The following is a 16876-nucleotide window of genomic DNA, read 5'->3' as shown; positions in this document are numbered from 1 at the left end:
TAACAGACCCCAAAGCCGCTATTGGTGTGAAAAACGCGCAAAATGAGCGCCTTTCTAGGCAATAGCTGCACAGGAGTCCGAAACTTCGCTCAAAAGACGAAAAATGTGCGAATAGGGTCATCTGGGTCCGAAAGCTAGCGGGGATAAGGAGGCTCGGCGCGATCGGACTCAGATGACCTTAAAATTGGGAATCAGCGGCTTTTGGAGTTGTAACGGACCCCAAAGTCGCTATTGCCTAGAAAAACGCGCAAAATGAGCGCTTTTCTAGGCAATAGCTGCACAGGAGTCCGAAACTTTGCTCAAAAGACGAAAAATGTGCGAATAGCGTCATCTGGGTCCGAAAGCCACGGGAGATAGGGGGGCTTGGCGCTGTCAACCTCAGGTGAACTTAAAAGCAGGAATCAGCGTCATTTGTGTCCGAAAGCCACGGGGATGAGGATGGCTCGGCGCAATCGGACGTAATTTTGATTAATAACAAGGGATAGATAGATCCCCAAAGGATAATCTTGGGGATTTTTTGTTGACATATAAATCAAACTGTATTAATAATAGTAGTACAGTTAATACACACCAAAATGGATTTAATGCAAGATAGTGGAAGGAGGAAGGTTATGTTCGAACTGGACGTTCGTAGTCGGAAGCCGATTTATGAGCAGCTGACCGATAAGGTCAAGGAGATGATTCTGCATGGTATTTTGCAGACGGATGAACAGCTACCTTCTGTAAGGACTTTATCCCAGCAGCTAACCGTGAATCCCAATACGATTCAGAAGGCTTACCGTGAATTGGAACGTGAGGGGTATATCTATTCATTACAGGGGAAAGGAAGTTTTGTAGCCCCGATGAAAAAAGAACAAAATGCGATCAAAAAAGCGGAAGTCCGGAATGAGTTGCTGAGGCTGATGGCGGAGGCGGTATACCTTGGGTTCACCGCAGCTGAGATTAGTTCTTTGTACCAACAAGTGGAGAAGCAAAGAGAAGGAGGGAAGAGTGATGATTGAGATTCGAGGAGTCAGCAAGTTATTTCAAGGCGAGAAGGCAGTCGACGATATCTCTTTAACGGTACATAAAGGAACAATTTATGGGCTGCTCGGCTCTAATGGCGCGGGCAAAACTACGCTGCTCAAAACATTGGCGGGCATCTACTCTCCAGATAAGGGGACCGTGCGGGTGGATGGTGAAGCAGTATTCGAACACCCGACGACTAAGCAACGGGTTATTTTTATGCCGGATGCTCCTTATTTTTTCCCACAATCGACCATGCTGCAAATGGCGGCCTTCTATCGCTCGATTTATCCGAGCTGGAATCAGAAGCGTTTTGAAGATTTGGGAACCGTATTTCAGCTCGATAAAAAGCGCAAACTCAGTCGTTTCTCCAAAGGGATGCAGCGGCAAGCGTCATTCTGGTTGTGTTTAAGCTGTATGCCGGATGTGCTGATTATGGATGAACCGATTGACGGATTAGATCCGGTGATGCGGCGTCAGATCAAAAACCTGCTATTTCAGGAGGTTGCTGAACGCGAGCTGACGGTAATCATATCTTCGCATAACCTTCGTGAGATTGAAGATCTGTGCGATCATGTCGGGATTATGCATGGTGGGAAGATGTTGATTGAGAAGGATCTGGATGATCTTAAGGCGGATACACATAAGATTCAAGTGGCGTTTCGGGATGAACGGCATGAGATTCCGTTAGTTGCCAAGTTACAAGTTCTGCATCAAGAGCGCCGGGGAAGTGTGAACCTATATATTGTAAAAGGGGATCGTGAACGGATCAAAGCGGCTTTTCAGGTGTACGAGCCATACGTATTCGATTTGCTTCCATTGACGTTAGAAGAGATTTTTATTTATGAAATGGGGGATGTCGGATATGACGCGCAGCCATTACTACTTTAATAGCAGTATTTTTCGCCAGAACTTCCGCCAGCATGGCTGGATAGGGATTATATATGCACTCGGCTTATTATTCGCTCTTCCATTGCAGCTCTTCATGAGCAACAATCCGGATGCAAAACCGCAGGAAATTGATCATTTATTTCGCATAGCTGGTAGTGTGCAAGCCTTATTTATCATTACGATCCCAGTTGCCGCAGGACTATTCTTATTCCGATACCTTCAGGTAAAATCACCCGCAGATCATTGGCATAGCCTGCCTTTACGCAGAGAGCATTTATTTACAGCTCATCTGACGAGTGGACTTACCTTACTGTTGCTGCCTGTTTGGTTAACTGCTGGGGTGGTTGCCGTTATTAAGCCATGGAGTGGGAATTTTTATATTTTTCAAGGCGCAGATATTTGGCAATGGTGTATCACAGTTAGTATTCTGACTTTGTTCCTCTTCTGCTTTAGTGTTTTTGTGGGAATATGTACGGGCCAATCTATTCTTCAGGGAATTATCATTTATATTTTGCTTATTCTTCCTGCTGTACTGATCTCATTAATCCACAGCCATTTAGCCATGTATCTTTATGGTTATGCAAATGCAAATTCTAACTTGCATGATTCCAATTCGCAGATATGGTCTCCTTTTGTTCATATCGTGTATTATTTTACCGGCAAACCCTTCACCAATACAGAATTATGGATTTATGGGGTATTGGCACTTCTATTTATTGGGTTGTCCTACCTGTTATACCGTAAGCGTAATACGGAAAAAGCGGGTCAGGCTATTGCTTTTGGATATTTCAATCCACTGTTTAAAGCAGGGGTAATGTTATGTGCCATGCTTATTGCCGGTAATTATTTTGCGCAAATGAAGCAACAGCAAATGGGCTGGGTGATTAGTGGATATGCCATCGGAGCCATTATTGGTTATGTTGCCGCAGAAATGATTGTTCGGAAAACATGGCAGATTATGACGCGTAAAGTGGTAGCCGAGTTTGCAGTTTATGCAGTAATGTTGGGATTACTTCTGTATATCCCGGTATCAAGTGTTACGGGGTATGAAGCCAGAGTGCCTTCCGGTGATAAGATTAGCGGAGTATATATGGGAGCTAACTACCGGTTGTATACCCCAACGGATGATTTGTACACTACACCCTACATGGGGCAGAATCCTTTTTCCGATGATAAAGATTATATAGAAGCTGTCCGTAAACTTCATCAAACGGTAGTTACGGTACGTCCAGATCATACGTCACGACAATATGTTTATGAATATTTTACTCTGGCTTATCAATTGGAGAACGGCGACAAGCTAGTGAGGGAATACTGGATCCCTAAAAAGGGGTTCGAATCAGAGCTCAAAGCGGTTAAGGATACCGAAGCTTACAAGTATGAAAAGTATAATTTAGCTCTCTTAGACAAAGACCTGGATTTTATGTGGGTTACTAACAGGAATAAAAAAGTAGCCATCTCGGATCCCGGGGAAATTTCAGAGCTAAAGCAGATTATCAAACGCGAAATTTCGAATATGTCCTACGAAGTACAGATAGATAAGGACGGAAAACCTGATGTGGCTAATATCCAAGTAGAGGTAAAGGTAAAAGAGAACAGTAATCAAGTTTCTACAGATTATGGTTATTATTATCCGTGGAAGTCAACTTTTCATGAGTTAGAGAAATGGATGAACGAAAAAGGTTATGCCGATAAAATACGAATAACAGCTGAAGATATCCAATCGGCAGAGATTATAAAAGATGATTATATGGACGAGAAAACACCTAAGAACCCTACTAGTCCTGAACAAAGAGTAGCGCTTGCGCGTGAAAAGAATCGTACGGCTGTTACGAAGGATAAGGTTCTATTAACAGATGTTTTGGCCCATCATTTCAATTATGGTGTTGAGAATGGCAACTACATTGTGAAGTTGATGTACAAAGAGGGTTATAGCGATTTCGTAATGTTAAAAGAATCAGATATGACATCTGAATTGAAAGCATTGCTGAAATAAGCTAAGAATAAGGTAAGTAAAAGATTACAGAAGATAAAAGACTACTGGTTGACATAAACTGGATAGTTGGAATATGCTTTTGGAGATAGGTTAAGGATGAAATGGGACTTTCAGGTCAGCCTCAGAGCCAGTATATTCGTTTCCGTTAAAATAACATCGCTGTATTAACTGGTAAGGAGTTCTGTATTTAGGTGAAGCCCGACCATGGACGAAAGAGTCCATGGTCTTTTTTTACATATTTAGAGGTAATACATGGATGTGCGATTGCTGTAATGCCTCTGGAGTCTGCTTCGGCAGATCTTTTACTGTAGAATAATATAAATAGGGAACATTGAGGTGGAAATATAATGTTAAGCAATACAGCGGAAGTATCGTTAAGTAAATTTATGACTAAGCTGCTGCGGCATACCCCAGAGCAATATGGTCTTATTTTGGATCCAGAGGATGGTTCCTGTAGGTTGGATGATTTGCTGTCTGTTATTGTCAGCACTCCTAGATGGTCAGAGGTGACTGTGGGAGATATTCGGCAAGTGGTCGCAGGCTGCGACAAGCAACGATTGGAAATCGTTGATGACCGGATCAAAGCCCGGTACGGGCATAGCCATACAAAAATCACTTATGAGCCGGGGACTCCGCCTGCTGTACTTTTTCACGGAACTCATTCTGGTGTGCTTTCTGTGATTTTGGAGGAGGGACTCCAATCGATGGGACGGCAGTATGTTCATTTGTCTGAAGGGACTCATTTTGCCAGTTTAGCCGGAAGTCGCAGAGGGAAATTGATATTGTTAACCGTTGATACGATTAGAGCGGGTCAAATGGGTGCAACCTTTTATAATGCGGGTAATAAGGTTTGGTTGGCAGGTCATATACCGCCTTCATGTCTTAAAGTGTATACCCCGTAAGTTGAACTAGATCGACGTTTGGTTAGGAGGCATAATAACATGGATGAAATTCCAGATCACTTAGATCACGGATTACAGATTGTATTTATTGGGTTCAACCCTAGTATCCGTTCTGGTGAGGTAGGACATCATTACGCGAATCCGCGGAATAATTTTTGGAGAATATTACATCAGTCTGGACTTACTCCCCGGTTGTATGATGCGTCTGAGGACGGGGACTTGCTAAAGCTGGGCTATGGGTTTACAAATATTGTTGCCCGTCCCACACGGGGAATCGACGATATTACTCGTGAAGAATACCAGGAGGGTCGTGAATTGCTTCGCTCCAAGCTGGAGAAATATCGGCCTCAAGTCGCCTGTTTTGTAGGTAAGGGTGTGTATACAGAGTTTAGTCGCAGAACAAAAGCTAACTGGGGATTTCAAGGGGGCGAGCCTCCAAAGGTAGATGGTGTCCGTGAATTCGTTGCACCCTCTTCTAGTGGATTAGTTAGAATGCCGATGGGAGAGATCATTGGAATTTATCGCAGATTAGCCGAGTTTACGCAAGAGAACGATGGGTGATTGATTTATTTGGAGTTAGGTAGCTAAAGGACACAGGAGTCGCTAAAAGTAACAAATCACTCTAATTTGCGTGCTATCGGACTCCAATGCAGCTATTGGGTAGAAATAGACTGAATATGAGTCCATTTTGGGTAGATAGCGTCTCTGGAGTCCGAAATCACCACTAAATGGCCGCAAATCCACGAATAACGGCGACTGAGTCCGTAAGAGTAAAAGCTGCGGAGTTGGCCATGGATCTACGTAGATTCCGTAGATCCCGCAGATCACCGTAGATCCCGTAGATCCCGTAGATCTCGCAAGCTCTGGCAAACTATCGCATCTTAGCTATCTCTCGCTACTCTAGAATACCCTCAAACACAAAAGGAGCAAGATTCCATATCGGAATCTTGCTCCTTTTATAACTTCAAAGGGCAGTCTCAGTATATGAGACATGCCCTTAGTCCCTAAAATACATTAAGTCTCGATCAGCAGCAGAATGATAGAGGATAAGGATAGACAAACACTAATCAGGCATAGCACGGCAACGACCTGCTTCTGGTTCAGGCCCGCCCGAAGCAGGCGGTAATGAGCCTGGGTGGCATCGGCTTGATAAATGGACTTGCCTTGGATGAAACGTTTGACTACGACAAAAATGTTGTCGAAGATCGGTACGCCCAGCGCCAGAATAGGGATGAACAGCGACAGGACGGTGGCTTGCTTGAACGCGCCGTCGAGTGCAATTACCGCAAGGATGAAGCCGAGAAAGGTTGCCCCGGCGTCGCCCATAAAGATTTTGGCGGGCGGCTTATTGTAGCGCAGATAAGCAAGCGTAACGCCAATCAGCGAAATTGCCATAATGGCAGATGAGGATTGACCCTTCGCCAGTGCGACTACGAATAACGTAACCGCCGAAATGGCCGTCAAGGCACCAGCTAGACCGTCCATGCCATCCGAGAAATTAATAACAGTGGTTACGCCGAAGATCCAGATAATCGTCAGCAGAAACGATAGAATGACTGGCAAAATGATATAATCACCTGAAAATGGATTGTAAAATCCGGTAAAGGCGTTGCCAGAAGCATAAACCAGGATCGCTGCGCTAACTTGTACAATTAACTTGGGCAGAGCTGGGAAATCTTTGCCCTTCGTTTTGTACCAATCATCCACCGTGCCTATGGTCAGCAACAGTACTCCACCAACAAATAATGCGACAGTCTCCATGGAGAAATCACGCGCGAACACCAGATAAGTAACAAAAAATCCGAGAAATATTGCGTAGCTGGCCGTTAGCGGAATGGGCTCTCTATGAATTTTACGCTCAACGTCCTGCCGAGGCTTGTCCACAAAATCAAGCCGAAAAGCAAGCTTGCCGAGCGGCGGAATTAGAAAGTAGACGATAAGAAATGACATTAGAAATGATAAAACGTATAAAATGACGCTCACCACCGTTTTCTTTTTAAAATACCACAGATCGATTAAATCTACCTTAAAAAAGTAAAATTTTGTCGTGAGAGGTGTGAAGTTGACTTGCCAGCATCGCTGTAGTACCTTGTTGAGAAAAGCTCTTTGGGGGATATTTATGAAATACGATGTTATTTTATTTGATGCCGACGATACGTTGTTTGATTATGGAATGGCAGAAAGTCACGCGTTGTCTAATGCCTTTCTACACTTTGGGATGCCCACAGGTGCAGCAGATTATGCTGCCAGTTATCAAGAGATTAACCACGCATTGTGGAGGGATTTAGAACAAGGAAGGATTTCATCTGCGGCGCTGCGGGTAGAGCGGTTCAATCGGTTGTTTGCTGCACATGCGCTTGAGCTTGATCCTGAATCATTTAGTGAGGCGTATCTACGTTTCTTAGGCGAAGGAACCTTTCTGATGCAGGGAGCGATCGAGCTATGCGGAGAGCTTGCAGAGTGCCGCCTGGCGATTATCACGAATGGAATCAAGGATGTGCAAACTTCCAGAATCCAAGGCTCGCTGCTGAGTGATACATTTGAGCAGATCATTATCTCAGAGGAGGCAGGATGTCAGAAGCCAGAGACCGGGATTTTTGATTACGCTTTTGCCAAATTGGGGATTGAGGATAAAGAAAAAGTATTGATTGTGGGTGACTCCTTAACCTCTGATATTCAAGGCGGAATTAATTATGGGATTGATACCTGCTGGTTTAACCCGCTCGGTAAGATTAATGAGTCCGGCGTTCAGCCAAAATACGAAATTCGAAACCTCTCGGAGCTACTAGATATTGTAGGGAAAGCTACTAACCTTCAATAAAAAAATAAGGTGTGAGCGCATAAGCGTCTCACACCTTTTATTTAGTAACCTGAAAGAGGTTTATTGCCGAGTATCCAGCGGCTTCAGATACGCCTCGATTTGCTGGCGTTTCGATTCCAGAAATGGCGGCAGCGCAAGCGATTCACCTAAACTTTCCATAGGCTCATCTGTAGCAAAACCTGGTCCGTCTGTAGCTAGCTCGAAAAGGATGCCGTTAGGCTCACGGAAATAGAGGGAACGGAAGTAGAAGCGGTCGACGAAACCGGAATTAGGAAGCTGTGCCTGGCGGATGTGTTCGATCCATTGCTTCAATTCGTCTTCATTATCGACGCGGAAGGCGACGTGATGTACCCCGCCACGTCCCAAATGCTCTTGATCCAGATCATTGCGTTCCTCCAGATGTACCTCAGTGCCTGACCCGCCTTCACCGGTCTCGAATACGATCACATCTGGCTGACCGGCAACTGTTGAAGGGTAGGTTCCTATACGGCGGAAGCCAAGCAACTGCTCCAGCACCACCGCTGTATGTTCTGCACTTTCGACTGTGAGATGTGCGGGACCTAAGCCTACAATGCCATATTGGGCAGGCACTGGGCTTTTAGCCCAAGGAGTACCGCCGGCAACACCGTTATCATTTTCGTCGGATACGAGAATGAAACGTTGACTCTCGTGATCGCGGAAGGATAAAGTCTGGCGTCCACCAAGTACCTGTATCGTCCCATGCTCCACGTTAAGCTCGGTGAAGCGTTGCTCCCAGTAGGTAAGTGCGGCATCGCTTGGGACTCGAAGGGAGAGGGCGGAGATGCTGTTATTGCCCTCGCGGTTGCGGCCCGCCATCGGAAGTTCAAAAAAGGTTAATTCGGTTCCGGGATTGCCCTTCTCATCTCCATAGAATAAATGGTACACTGAAATATCATCCTGATTTACTGTTTTTTTAATGAGACGAAGTCCGAGTACCTCTGTATAGAACTTAAAGTTCTCCTGTGCTTTGCCAGTAATAGCTGAGACATGGTGAAGTCCTTTTAACGTTAAGCTCATGGTAGTTACCTCCGTGTAAATGCTTAGGGTTTGTGGATTATTTTTAATATCGATAGAATTATTGGTGAATATTATTAAGTTACTATAATTTTAATAGTAATAACAAACTTTTGCAAGTGGATATTAATGTTTCATGAAATTTAATTCATACATAAGGAGAGAGTATAAGTGCACACAACAACAAGCTTGATGAAACAATTACAGGAGTTGGAGATTGATCCACGGGGGACCATTCTAGTTCATTCCTCGTTAAAAAGTGTTGGCGAAGTAGAAGGAGGTGCGAACACGGTGCTGGATGCACTCAGCGAATATATGAAGGACGGGCTGCTTGTTTTGCCAACGCATACATGGGCTTATATTAATGCGGATAATCCACGCTTCTCTGTTCAAGATTCCCCATCTTGTGTTGGGATATTACCGGAGCTGTTCAGAAAACGTCCGGGCGTTGTTCGCTCTTGGCATCCGACTCATTCTGTAGCGGCTTTGGGTGTTGATGCTGAGGCGTTTACTGCAGGGGATGAACGTTGGGATACGCCATGCGCCCGTGGTTCAGTATGGGGCAAGCTGCTTGATCGTAAGGCGGAAATATTACTGCTGGGCGTCGATCTGCGGCGGAATACGTTCATTCACGGTATTGAAGAGTGGGTGGATATTCCGGGCAGAATGACGGATAGTCATGAGGAATTATATACTGTGACGCCGGGTGGCGATGAAATCATGGTGCCTTCTCGCAGACATTGTGGTCTCTCTTGGTCGGAGCATTTTTGGAAAGTGGAACGCGAGCTTGAGGAAGGCGGTGCCATGCGTAAGGGGAATTTCGGGGATGCGCTAGTTAGAGTGTGTGGAACAGTAGAAACGACGGATATTTTAAGCCTGATGCTAAAAGAGAATCCTGATCTTTTCTCCGATAATGAACCGCTGCATGGTGAGTCCAAACCAGATCCGCTTCCAAAGACCAGACGTGAACAACCATAGGTGGGAGAGGCTAAACCAATTTTTCAGTCCGCACAATCTGGAAGCCGCTATCAATGTATGGTATATTAATCTCACTAAAACATAGTAAGGAGATTGGAAATGGAAAAAACATTGGTCTTTGGACACAAAAATCCGGATACGGATACTATTTGTTCGGCAATTGCTTATGCAGCACTCAAAAAAGAATTAGGCTGGGATGCTGAGCCAGTTCGTCTGGGAGACGTTAGTGGTGAAACGCAATTTGCGCTTGATCATTTCGGAGTAGAGGCTCCTCGTCTGGTAGAGAACGTAGCTGGAGAAGCTAATCAGGTTATTCTTGTTGACCATAATGAACGCCAACAAAGTGCGAATGACATTGATCGAGTGCGTGTAGTTGAAGTTATCGACCATCACCGGATCGCTAATTTTGAGACTGCACATCCGTTATACTATCGTGCTGAGCCAGTAGGCTGTACTGCTACTATACTTAACAAAATGTATAAAGAAAACGGTGTAGCTATCCCTAAAGACATCGCCGGATTGATGTTGTCTGCAATCATTTCTGATTCCTTGCTGTTTAAATCTCCAACCTGCACCGCTGAAGATGTAGCGGCAGCGCGCGAATTGGCTGAAATCGCTGGTGTAAATGCAGAAAGCTACGGCCTTGATATGCTGAAGGCTGGTGCTGATCTTAGCGACAAGAGTATCGCTCAACTGATCTCCTTGGATGCTAAGGAATTCAAAATGGGTGAATACAAAGTAGAAATCGCCCAAGTGAACGCGGTTGACGTTAATGATGTACTCTCCAAGCAGGCTGAACTGGAAACTGCACTGACTTCCATTATTGCTGAAAAAGAATTGGATCTGTTCCTGTTCGTAGTTACAGATATCCTCAACAACGATTCGGTGGGTCTGGTTCTGGGCCGTGTTGCAGGTGCAGTAGAACAGGCGTACAACGTGAAGCTTGATGACAATAAAGCCCTTCTTAAAGGTGTAGTATCCCGTAAATCACAAATCGTACCGGTACTTACAGAGACGATTGCTAAACTGTAAAGCATTTTGACAGTTGTCTATGAGAGTAGATTGGATAAAACGAGCTCATGCCCCATCAGTTGTTAAGATGGTGACATGAGTTCTTTTTGTTTTACGGCGTATTCTGCTACAATATTTTGGGAGGGGATCCAACTGATCCTCTTCTAATTGCATGAACTTTGAACCAGCATGAGGAATATGACAAAGGGATAGGGGATATTGGAAATGGAATTGTTTGCAGCATTGGAACGGGACGACTACGAGGAATTATTATTTTGTCAGGATAAGGCATCGGGATTAAAGGCGATCATCGCGATTCATGACACGACACTGGGACCAGCACTGGGTGGAACACGGATGTGGACCTACGCTACGGAAGAGGAAGCTATTGTTGATGCGCTTCGATTAGCAAAAGGGATGACCTATAAAAATGCAGTATCCGGCCTGAATTTGGGTGGTGGGAAAACAGTAATCATTGGAGATCCCAAGAAGGATAAAAATGAAGCCATGTTCCGTGCTTTCGGAAGATACATACAAGGTTTAAATGGACGGTACATAACTGCTGAAGATGTAGGGACTACGGAAGAGGACATGAACATTATTTATCAAGAGACAGATTATGTTACTGGCACCTCACCTACGTACGGTTCTTCGGGCAATCCGTCACCAGCAACGGCTTACGGTGTTTACCAAGGAATGAAGGCAGCCGCTAAAGCCGCCTTTGGCAGTGATTCGCTTGAAGGGAAGACAGTAGCTGTTCAAGGCGTGGGGAACGTGGCCTTTACACTGTGCAAACATCTTCATGAAGAAGGAGCACAGCTTATCGTAACGGACATCCATAAACCAGCCGTTCAACGTGCAGTAGAGGCCTATGGCGCCAAGGCTGTAGATCCAGGCGATATCATCAGTGTAGATTGTGATATTTATGCTCCTTGCGCTCTTGGAGCGACAATTAACGATGAATCCTTACGGGTAATCAAGGCGAAAGTGATTGCAGGAGCTGCTAATAATCAGCTGAAGGATTCCTCGCATGGTGATGCACTTCATGAGATGGGGATTGTATATGCTCCAGATTACGTGATTAATGCAGGTGGCGTCATTAATATTGCGGACGAGCTGAACGGCTATAATAAGGAACGTGCCTTTAAGCAGGTGGCGAAGATTTACGACAATATTACCCGCGTAATGGAAATTTCCCGTTTGAACGGAATACCTACTTATGCCGCCGCGAACCAGCTTGCAGAGGACCGGATAGCGCTATTAAGAAATAGCCGCAGCACCTTCCTGCGTAATGGTCAACATGCACTTAGCAGAAGATCGCTGCGGGGATAAGCTGTAAAAAAACTCGGCAAGCTCCATCCGATTACAACTTCGGAGGGACTGCCGAGTTTTTTATGTTCTTTTATTTCTACAAGAAACGTTTATTCTCTTTCGAGGACGGTAACGTGGTTTCTGCTTATTCCTAATTACTGAACCTTTTGCGGTTCTGGGTAAGTGACGCCGAAGGTGTCGACCGTCACCTTTTTCATGACTGGTGGCTCATCTGGACGATCAGAACCGTCACGAGGCAGGCTCACAATTCTTTTTACAGCTTCGATACCTTCAGTTACTTTACCAAAAGCTGCGTAGCTTCCATCTAGACTAGGGTAAGCTGCATCCATAATAAAGAACTGGGAACCGGCAGAGTCAGGAGCCTGTGATCTTGCCATGGATAGAACACCTTCTGTATGCAGAAGGTTATTGGTGAACCCGTTGCCAGAGAATTCTCCGGCGATACTGTAACCCGGGCCTCCCATACCTGTACCATCAGGGTCGCCGCCTTGAATCATGAAGTTAGGAATTACTCTATGGAATATAGTGTTATCATAAAATCCTTTTTGAATAAGTGAGATGAAATTGTTTACGGTGTTAGGGGCAACCTCAGGGTATAGCTCAGCTTGGATGATATCCCCGTCTTCCATTTCAATGGTTACTAAGGGATGACTTGCCGTAGCTGAAGGAACGCCTTCAGTTGGGGCTGCACCTTCCCTAGGTGCTGATCCGCTGCTTCCATTATTACTGCTTGCATTGTTATTGTTTGGCTTGTTACCGCAACCTGCCGCAATAACCATGACCAGGCATAACATGATCAGAAGAATAGCGGATTTTGTTGATGTAGACTTCACTAAATAATCTCTCCTTTTTATTGAATAATCTCGTAGGTACTTCCCATAATACCTCCTTTGTCCTATTACATGCAAAGGTCAGTTATGACTTCTGGGATTGGCACATCTTAAAAAGAAGTTTACAATGGTAGGATGTTTCCAAAGAGAACATCGAGAAAGGATGTGCATAGGATGCTCTTTTCGTGGAAGCGGAATTTGATCGTGCTTTGGGTAGGGGTTTTCTTTTGTAGTACAGCTTATTCGATCTCGATTCCCTTCCTTTCCATTTTTTTGAGCGACGAACTTGGGGTTTCAAATCATTTGGAGATTTGGTCAGGGGTTAGTTTTGGAATAACCTTTCTTGCCAGCGCTTTAATCTCTCCCTATTGGGGTTCGCTAGCCGACAAGTATGGTCGGAAACCGATGCTTATTCGCTCGGGTTTTAGTCTGGCAGCTTTATACCTTATTAATTATTTTGTACATGATCCTTATGTTTTTTTGATTGTGCGTGTGCTGCAAGGACTGCTTGCCGGTTTTGTTCCAGCAGCTATTGCAATGGTAGCCACCAATACCCCTGAGCATAAGACGGGGTACGCTTTAAGTATTATGTCTACAGCCGGAGCGACAGGTAGTATTATTGGGCCATTAATTGGCGGTGTAGTGAGCTATTATACCAGCAACCGGATTGCTTTTTTATTCTCAGCGGGTATTGTACTTATCTCAGCGCTCATTGCTACTTTTTTTGCAAAAGAGGAGAACTTCGACCGTTCGGCTCCAAGGTCACATGTAAGTGATGATATCAGGGAAGCGAGAAGTAACCGAGCTTTTATTACTTTGCTCTCGCTGGCGGGAATCAGTACCTTCTCCGTTATGATTCTGGAACCGTTAATCCCAATTTATCTACTGGACATGGGGATCTCCAAAAATAGTGCCTCGCTAAGCTCGGGAATCGTATTCTCCGCTGTGGGGATTGCTACGGTGCTGATGGCTCCGCAGTGGGGCAGACTCGGCAGCCGAAAAGGCTTTGGGATGATCTTATTTATTGGACTGATCGGGGGCGGCATCGGTAATATTCTGCAGTTTTTTGTTTCGGGCTATGTAGAGTTCGCTATCCTTCGCTTTGCTTACGGCTTGTTCTATGCAGGTGTGCTGCCATCAGTGAATGCTATGATTGTACAAGTAATTGAGCCGGGATTCCGTGGACGGGCCTTTGGCCTGAATCAGGCGGCATCTCAGCTTGCGACGATGGCTGGACCGATTATCGGCGGCTTATTGGGCGCGGTTATTCCAATTCGCTGGGTGTTTGTAATCAATGGAGTGATGCTGCTGGTAGCAGCGATATTGGTTAAGACCCGCAAGCTGGAAGCACAAATCGCCGCTGCTCGTCCCGCAGAACAGCCAACAACGATGCAGAGCTAACTGCTACCTCATTGAGCATGTCGTTATTTAGAAGAAACAACATAAAGCCGCCGGGCTCACAGCCCGGCGGCTTTATTCATATTAAGCTGCTATTCTCCCTGCGAACCGTTCAAAACGTCTGTTCCCGGCATAACATCCACTGGCGGGGAGGCAGGGTCAATAATGGAATTTGGATATACATCGTCTGCATCTGGAACATCCTCCAGCGGCTGATCTTCTTCTTCCATCTCCAAGAGTTCCTCATCCTTAGTATAATCCGTATCATCTAGGGTTAATCCTGCGGTTTCAGCGGCTAGATATGCATCGGATTCCACCAACTCATCTCTTTCGATTACATCCTTAGGTGAGTTTAAACCAATATCTGCTGCCAAGTATTTATCGCCAACCAAGACAGGATCTGCGTCATCATCAACAATATCCTCTTCATCCATATCAGCTTGTATATAACGTTCATATTCAAAGTCAGCTTCAGTTTTATTTGGTGAACTATCCATAGCCGTTCACTCCTTTTTTATGATAAAATTTGAACTTCCTATGTTTATCTTTACCCGTTTGACCATGATCGAATCGCTGATCCAATAAATGGGTATGTCTATATTGGATTAGTAAAAAATGGGTGAAAGCAAAAGCCGATGAAAAACGTTCTTTTTCGAGAAAATTTACAAGAATAGGCAGGGATAGTGCGAAGCTTGTCGAAATTAAGAAGCATATATGAACGTTTAAACAACTAATGAATTACTGAGGTGCTACGATGAAGTTGCCAAAGCTCAATATAGCGGCTGCTTTTTTATTAATTCTACTGCTGACCGCTATGGTTCCTTTTGGTACGGCGATAGTGAGTGCTGAATCATCAGACTCTACGCTGCCCAATTGGGAGATTAAATTTGAACGTATAGAAATAGATCATATTGAAGAAGCTGTGGCAGCTCTTGATGAAGAATGGACTCGTGTTATGCCTCATGGGAAAAGCCCAGAGACTCCAAGTGGAGCAACCTCAGCCTGGCTGCGGTTTACTTTACCACAAATTAGTGATAAATCTGCGTTATTCATAGATAAAGTATATGGAAATAATGTTAAGGCTTATTTAAATAACGAATTAATATATGATTCCGGAAAAGATTTTAATTTCAATGGCAGTAAGGTTTTCATTCCTCTGTCCAAAAGTGTTGGAGGACAACAGCTATATTTATGGACCCATGGTGGCAGCAAAGACTTAGGGATCCACGGCGAAATAAGAGTAGGCCAATACGATGAGCTGTTATCTGTTTATGTAAAGCAGGGCTTAATGGATCTGATCATTGGAACGACGCTTATTTTTATTGCGATTGTACTGCTGATCTGCTCGCTATTCATGAGAAAAGGCTATTTTTCAGGCGGATATCTATTGGTGCTGATTATTTTATCCATTGGCGTCTTAGTGGTAACGTATTCATCGTTCCTGCCGACAATCCTCGGCGATTATGGAGAGATCGTACTTGTTTTCTTTGATGTAGCTTTATATACGCTTTTGCCATCCTTTACATTTTATTTTGAGAAAATATTTGGTCCAGGGAAAAAGAGAATCGTTACACGTTTCCGTAAGTTTCAAATTGTCTATTCTGTATTTTGTTTTTCCCTAATGGTTATTAATATTCTTTTGTCCTATCAGGTGGATGACTTTTATCGATTGATGACTACGAGTGTGCTAGGTATCCTTATGATTGTACAAATTATACTTTTGATCAGCTTAGCGTTTATACACGCGAATCGTGGCAATGTAGATGCTGTTATTTTTACTTCAGGGTTCTCAATATTTGCTTTCATGTCTCTTAGTGAACTGGTCATGTTCTATGCATCGGGGCAATCCTATCAATTATATTGGTGGAAATGGGGAATGGTGATTTTCGTAATTGCCTTAATCGTCATTCTGGGAAGAAGGTTTACTCGAAACCATGAACAGCTTATTGAATATTCCCATCAGCTTGAGAAGTTCAATAATGATTTGCAGCGCTCGGAGAAGATGGAGATTATTAGTGAGCTGGCAGCGTCGGTTGCCCATGAAGTACGGAATCCATTGCAGGTTACCCGGGGGTTTCTGCAGATTCTTGGGGAGCGTTCAGATCAAAAGGAGCGGGAATATCTGCAAATGGCAGTGACAGAACTGGATCGGGCTACGCTCATTATTACAGACTTCCTAACCTTCGCTAAACCAGGACTTGAAACCGTAGAGCAGCTTGATGTGTCCGAAGAGTTGAGGCATGTGACGGGTATTCTTTCTCCGTTAGCGAATCTGCAAGGGGGCGTCATTGAACTTAATCTGCAGCCAGGACTTTACGTTACTGGATCATCTGCCAAGTTCAAGCAAGCGTTTATCAACATTCTCAAAAATAGCATCGAAGCTTTAAAGGACAATGGGCTGATTAAAGTCACAGCCTGGAAGGCTGGAAAACATATAATAATCAGTGTTCATGATAATGGGGAAGGGATGAACCGGAATGAGCTGGCTCGGTTAGGGGAACCTTATTACTCCAATAAGACCAAAGGAACGGGGCTTGGACTGATGGTAACCTTTCGGATTATTGAGGCGATGGAGGGATGCACTGAGTTTCGCAGTGAGAAAGGGGAAGGGACTGAAATTATAGTAAAAATACCAGAACTTAGAAGAATTTAGAAGTAATTTATGATAATTCCGTTT

General features: G+C 44.4%; 15 protein-coding genes. 11 read left to right on the top strand and 4 right to left on the bottom strand.

Going from position 1 to position 16876, the window contains the following annotated elements; translation table 11 throughout:
- The first annotated feature begins 611 nt into the window (after window positions 1–611).
- From MHH49_RS05225 to MHH49_RS05205, 5 genes are all read left to right on the top strand, one after another.
- Window positions 612–1001: a GntR family transcriptional regulator gene (locus tag MHH49_RS05225; protein ID WP_036680827.1), complete on the top strand. Its 390-nt coding sequence runs from the start codon at window positions 612–614 to the stop codon at window positions 999–1001.
- Window positions 994–1896 (top strand): ABC transporter ATP-binding protein, encoded by a 903-nt coding sequence (locus MHH49_RS05220; protein ID WP_076280586.1) that lies wholly within the window; start codon window positions 994–996, stop codon window positions 1894–1896. The genes MHH49_RS05225 and MHH49_RS05220 overlap by 8 nt, the downstream gene beginning before the upstream one ends.
- Window positions 1850–3892 carry a hypothetical protein gene (locus MHH49_RS05215; RefSeq protein ID WP_341137953.1) on the top strand — a complete coding sequence of 681 codons (2043 nt, stop codon included), beginning with the start codon at window positions 1850–1852 and terminating at the stop codon, window positions 3890–3892. The genes MHH49_RS05220 and MHH49_RS05215 overlap by 47 nt, the downstream gene beginning before the upstream one ends.
- 347 nt (window positions 3893–4239) lie before the next feature.
- On the top strand, window positions 4240–4794 hold the full coding sequence (locus tag MHH49_RS05210; RefSeq protein WP_038568875.1) for an RNA 2'-phosphotransferase: 555 nt from the start codon (window positions 4240–4242) through the stop codon (window positions 4792–4794).
- Between the two features lie 39 nt (window positions 4795–4833).
- Entirely contained in the window at window positions 4834–5355 is a 522-nt protein-coding gene (locus MHH49_RS05205) for a mismatch-specific DNA-glycosylase (RefSeq protein ID WP_036680837.1), read from the top strand.
- Window positions 5356–5808: 453 nt separating this feature from the next.
- Here the strand turns inward: MHH49_RS05205 and MHH49_RS05200 are convergent, their stop codons facing one another.
- Window positions 5809–6744 carry an MraY family glycosyltransferase gene (locus tag MHH49_RS05200; RefSeq protein ID WP_038568881.1) on the bottom strand — a complete coding sequence of 312 codons (936 nt, stop codon included), beginning with the start codon at window positions 6742–6744 and terminating at the stop codon, window positions 5809–5811.
- A 169-nt stretch (window positions 6745–6913) separates the two neighbouring features.
- Here MHH49_RS05200 and MHH49_RS05195 point away from each other — a divergent pair, with 169 nt between their 5' ends.
- Entirely contained in the window at window positions 6914–7615 is a 702-nt protein-coding gene (locus MHH49_RS05195) for a YjjG family noncanonical pyrimidine nucleotidase (protein WP_036680840.1), read from the top strand.
- A 60-nt stretch (window positions 7616–7675) separates the two neighbouring features.
- On the opposite strand, the gene MHH49_RS05190 is transcribed toward MHH49_RS05195, so the two are convergent.
- A complete protein-coding gene (locus MHH49_RS05190; RefSeq protein WP_341137952.1) occupies window positions 7676–8653 on the bottom strand; it encodes a ring-cleaving dioxygenase in 978 nt (325 codons plus the stop codon).
- A gap of 168 nt (window positions 8654–8821) precedes the next feature.
- On the opposite strand from MHH49_RS05190, the gene MHH49_RS05185 reads away from it, so the two are divergent.
- From MHH49_RS05185 to MHH49_RS05175, 3 genes are all read left to right on the top strand, one after another.
- A complete protein-coding gene (locus MHH49_RS05185) occupies window positions 8822–9628 on the top strand; it encodes an AAC(3) family N-acetyltransferase (RefSeq protein ID WP_341137951.1) in 807 nt (268 codons plus the stop codon).
- A 99-nt stretch (window positions 9629–9727) separates the two neighbouring features.
- Window positions 9728–10660, top strand: coding sequence for a manganese-dependent inorganic pyrophosphatase (locus tag MHH49_RS05180; RefSeq protein ID WP_076216013.1), 933 nt, complete (start codon window positions 9728–9730; stop codon window positions 10658–10660).
- A 204-nt stretch (window positions 10661–10864) separates the two neighbouring features.
- Window positions 10865–11971, top strand: coding sequence for a Glu/Leu/Phe/Val family dehydrogenase (locus tag MHH49_RS05175; RefSeq protein ID WP_076129277.1), 1107 nt, complete (start codon window positions 10865–10867; stop codon window positions 11969–11971).
- Window positions 11972–12105: 134 nt separating this feature from the next.
- Here the strand turns inward: MHH49_RS05175 and MHH49_RS05170 are convergent, their stop codons facing one another.
- The gene (locus tag MHH49_RS05170; RefSeq protein WP_341138774.1) at window positions 12106–12765 is read right to left on the bottom strand and encodes a peptidylprolyl isomerase; all 660 of its coding nucleotides are present in this window, start codon (window positions 12763–12765) and stop codon (window positions 12106–12108) included.
- Between the two features lie 210 nt (window positions 12766–12975).
- Between MHH49_RS05170 and MHH49_RS05165 the strand changes: the two genes are divergently transcribed.
- Window positions 12976–14202, top strand: coding sequence for an MFS transporter (locus MHH49_RS05165; protein WP_076129276.1), 1227 nt, complete (start codon window positions 12976–12978; stop codon window positions 14200–14202).
- Window positions 14203–14291: 89 nt separating this feature from the next.
- Here MHH49_RS05165 and MHH49_RS05160 read toward each other — a convergent pair whose 3' ends face one another.
- The gene (locus MHH49_RS05160; RefSeq protein WP_051490926.1) at window positions 14292–14696 is read right to left on the bottom strand and encodes a hypothetical protein; all 405 of its coding nucleotides are present in this window, start codon (window positions 14694–14696) and stop codon (window positions 14292–14294) included.
- 257 nt (window positions 14697–14953) lie between these two features.
- Here MHH49_RS05160 and MHH49_RS05155 point away from each other — a divergent pair, with 257 nt between their 5' ends.
- Window positions 14954–16852, top strand: coding sequence for a sensor histidine kinase (locus tag MHH49_RS05155; RefSeq protein ID WP_076309546.1), 1899 nt, complete (start codon window positions 14954–14956; stop codon window positions 16850–16852).
- Window positions 16853–16876 lie beyond the last annotated feature (24 nt).

The organism is Paenibacillus sp. FSL F4-0122 (genome assembly GCF_038002845.1).
Taxonomy (GTDB): domain Bacteria; phylum Bacillota; class Bacilli; order Paenibacillales; family Paenibacillaceae; genus Paenibacillus_AQ; species Paenibacillus_AQ odorifer.
Note: the sequence above shows the minus strand (reverse complement) of the source record. Positions and strands in the feature narration are given on the sequence as shown.

Bases quoted from the DNA above. Each gene is read 5' to 3' on its own strand.
- MHH49_RS05225 (WP_036680827.1), top strand. From the start codon at position 612: ATGTTCGAACTGGACGTTCGTAGTCGGAAGCCGATTTATGAGCAGCTG.
- MHH49_RS05220 (WP_076280586.1), top strand. From the start codon at position 994: ATGATTGAGATTCGAGGAGTCAGCAAGTTATTTCAAGGCGAGAAGGCA.
- MHH49_RS05215 (WP_341137953.1), top strand. From the start codon at position 1,850: ATGAAATGGGGGATGTCGGATATGACGCGCAGCCATTACTACTTTAAT.
- MHH49_RS05210 (WP_038568875.1), top strand. From the start codon at position 4,240: ATGTTAAGCAATACAGCGGAAGTATCGTTAAGTAAATTTATGACTAAG.
- MHH49_RS05205 (WP_036680837.1), top strand. From the start codon at position 4,834: ATGGATGAAATTCCAGATCACTTAGATCACGGATTACAGATTGTATTT.
- MHH49_RS05200 (WP_038568881.1), bottom strand. From the start codon at position 6,744: ATGTCATTTCTTATCGTCTACTTTCTAATTCCGCCGCTCGGCAAGCTT.
- MHH49_RS05195 (WP_036680840.1), top strand. From the start codon at position 6,914: ATGAAATACGATGTTATTTTATTTGATGCCGACGATACGTTGTTTGAT.
- MHH49_RS05190 (WP_341137952.1), bottom strand. From the start codon at position 8,653: ATGAGCTTAACGTTAAAAGGACTTCACCATGTCTCAGCTATTACTGGC.
- MHH49_RS05180 (WP_076216013.1), top strand. From the start codon at position 9,728: ATGGAAAAAACATTGGTCTTTGGACACAAAAATCCGGATACGGATACT.
- MHH49_RS05175 (WP_076129277.1), top strand. From the start codon at position 10,865: ATGGAATTGTTTGCAGCATTGGAACGGGACGACTACGAGGAATTATTA.
- MHH49_RS05170 (WP_341138774.1), bottom strand. From the start codon at position 12,765: ATGTTATGCCTGGTCATGGTTATTGCGGCAGGTTGCGGTAACAAGCCA.
- MHH49_RS05165 (WP_076129276.1), top strand. From the start codon at position 12,976: ATGCTCTTTTCGTGGAAGCGGAATTTGATCGTGCTTTGGGTAGGGGTT.
- MHH49_RS05160 (WP_051490926.1), bottom strand. From the start codon at position 14,696: ATGGATAGTTCACCAAATAAAACTGAAGCTGACTTTGAATATGAACGT.
- MHH49_RS05155 (WP_076309546.1), top strand. From the start codon at position 14,954: ATGAAGTTGCCAAAGCTCAATATAGCGGCTGCTTTTTTATTAATTCTA.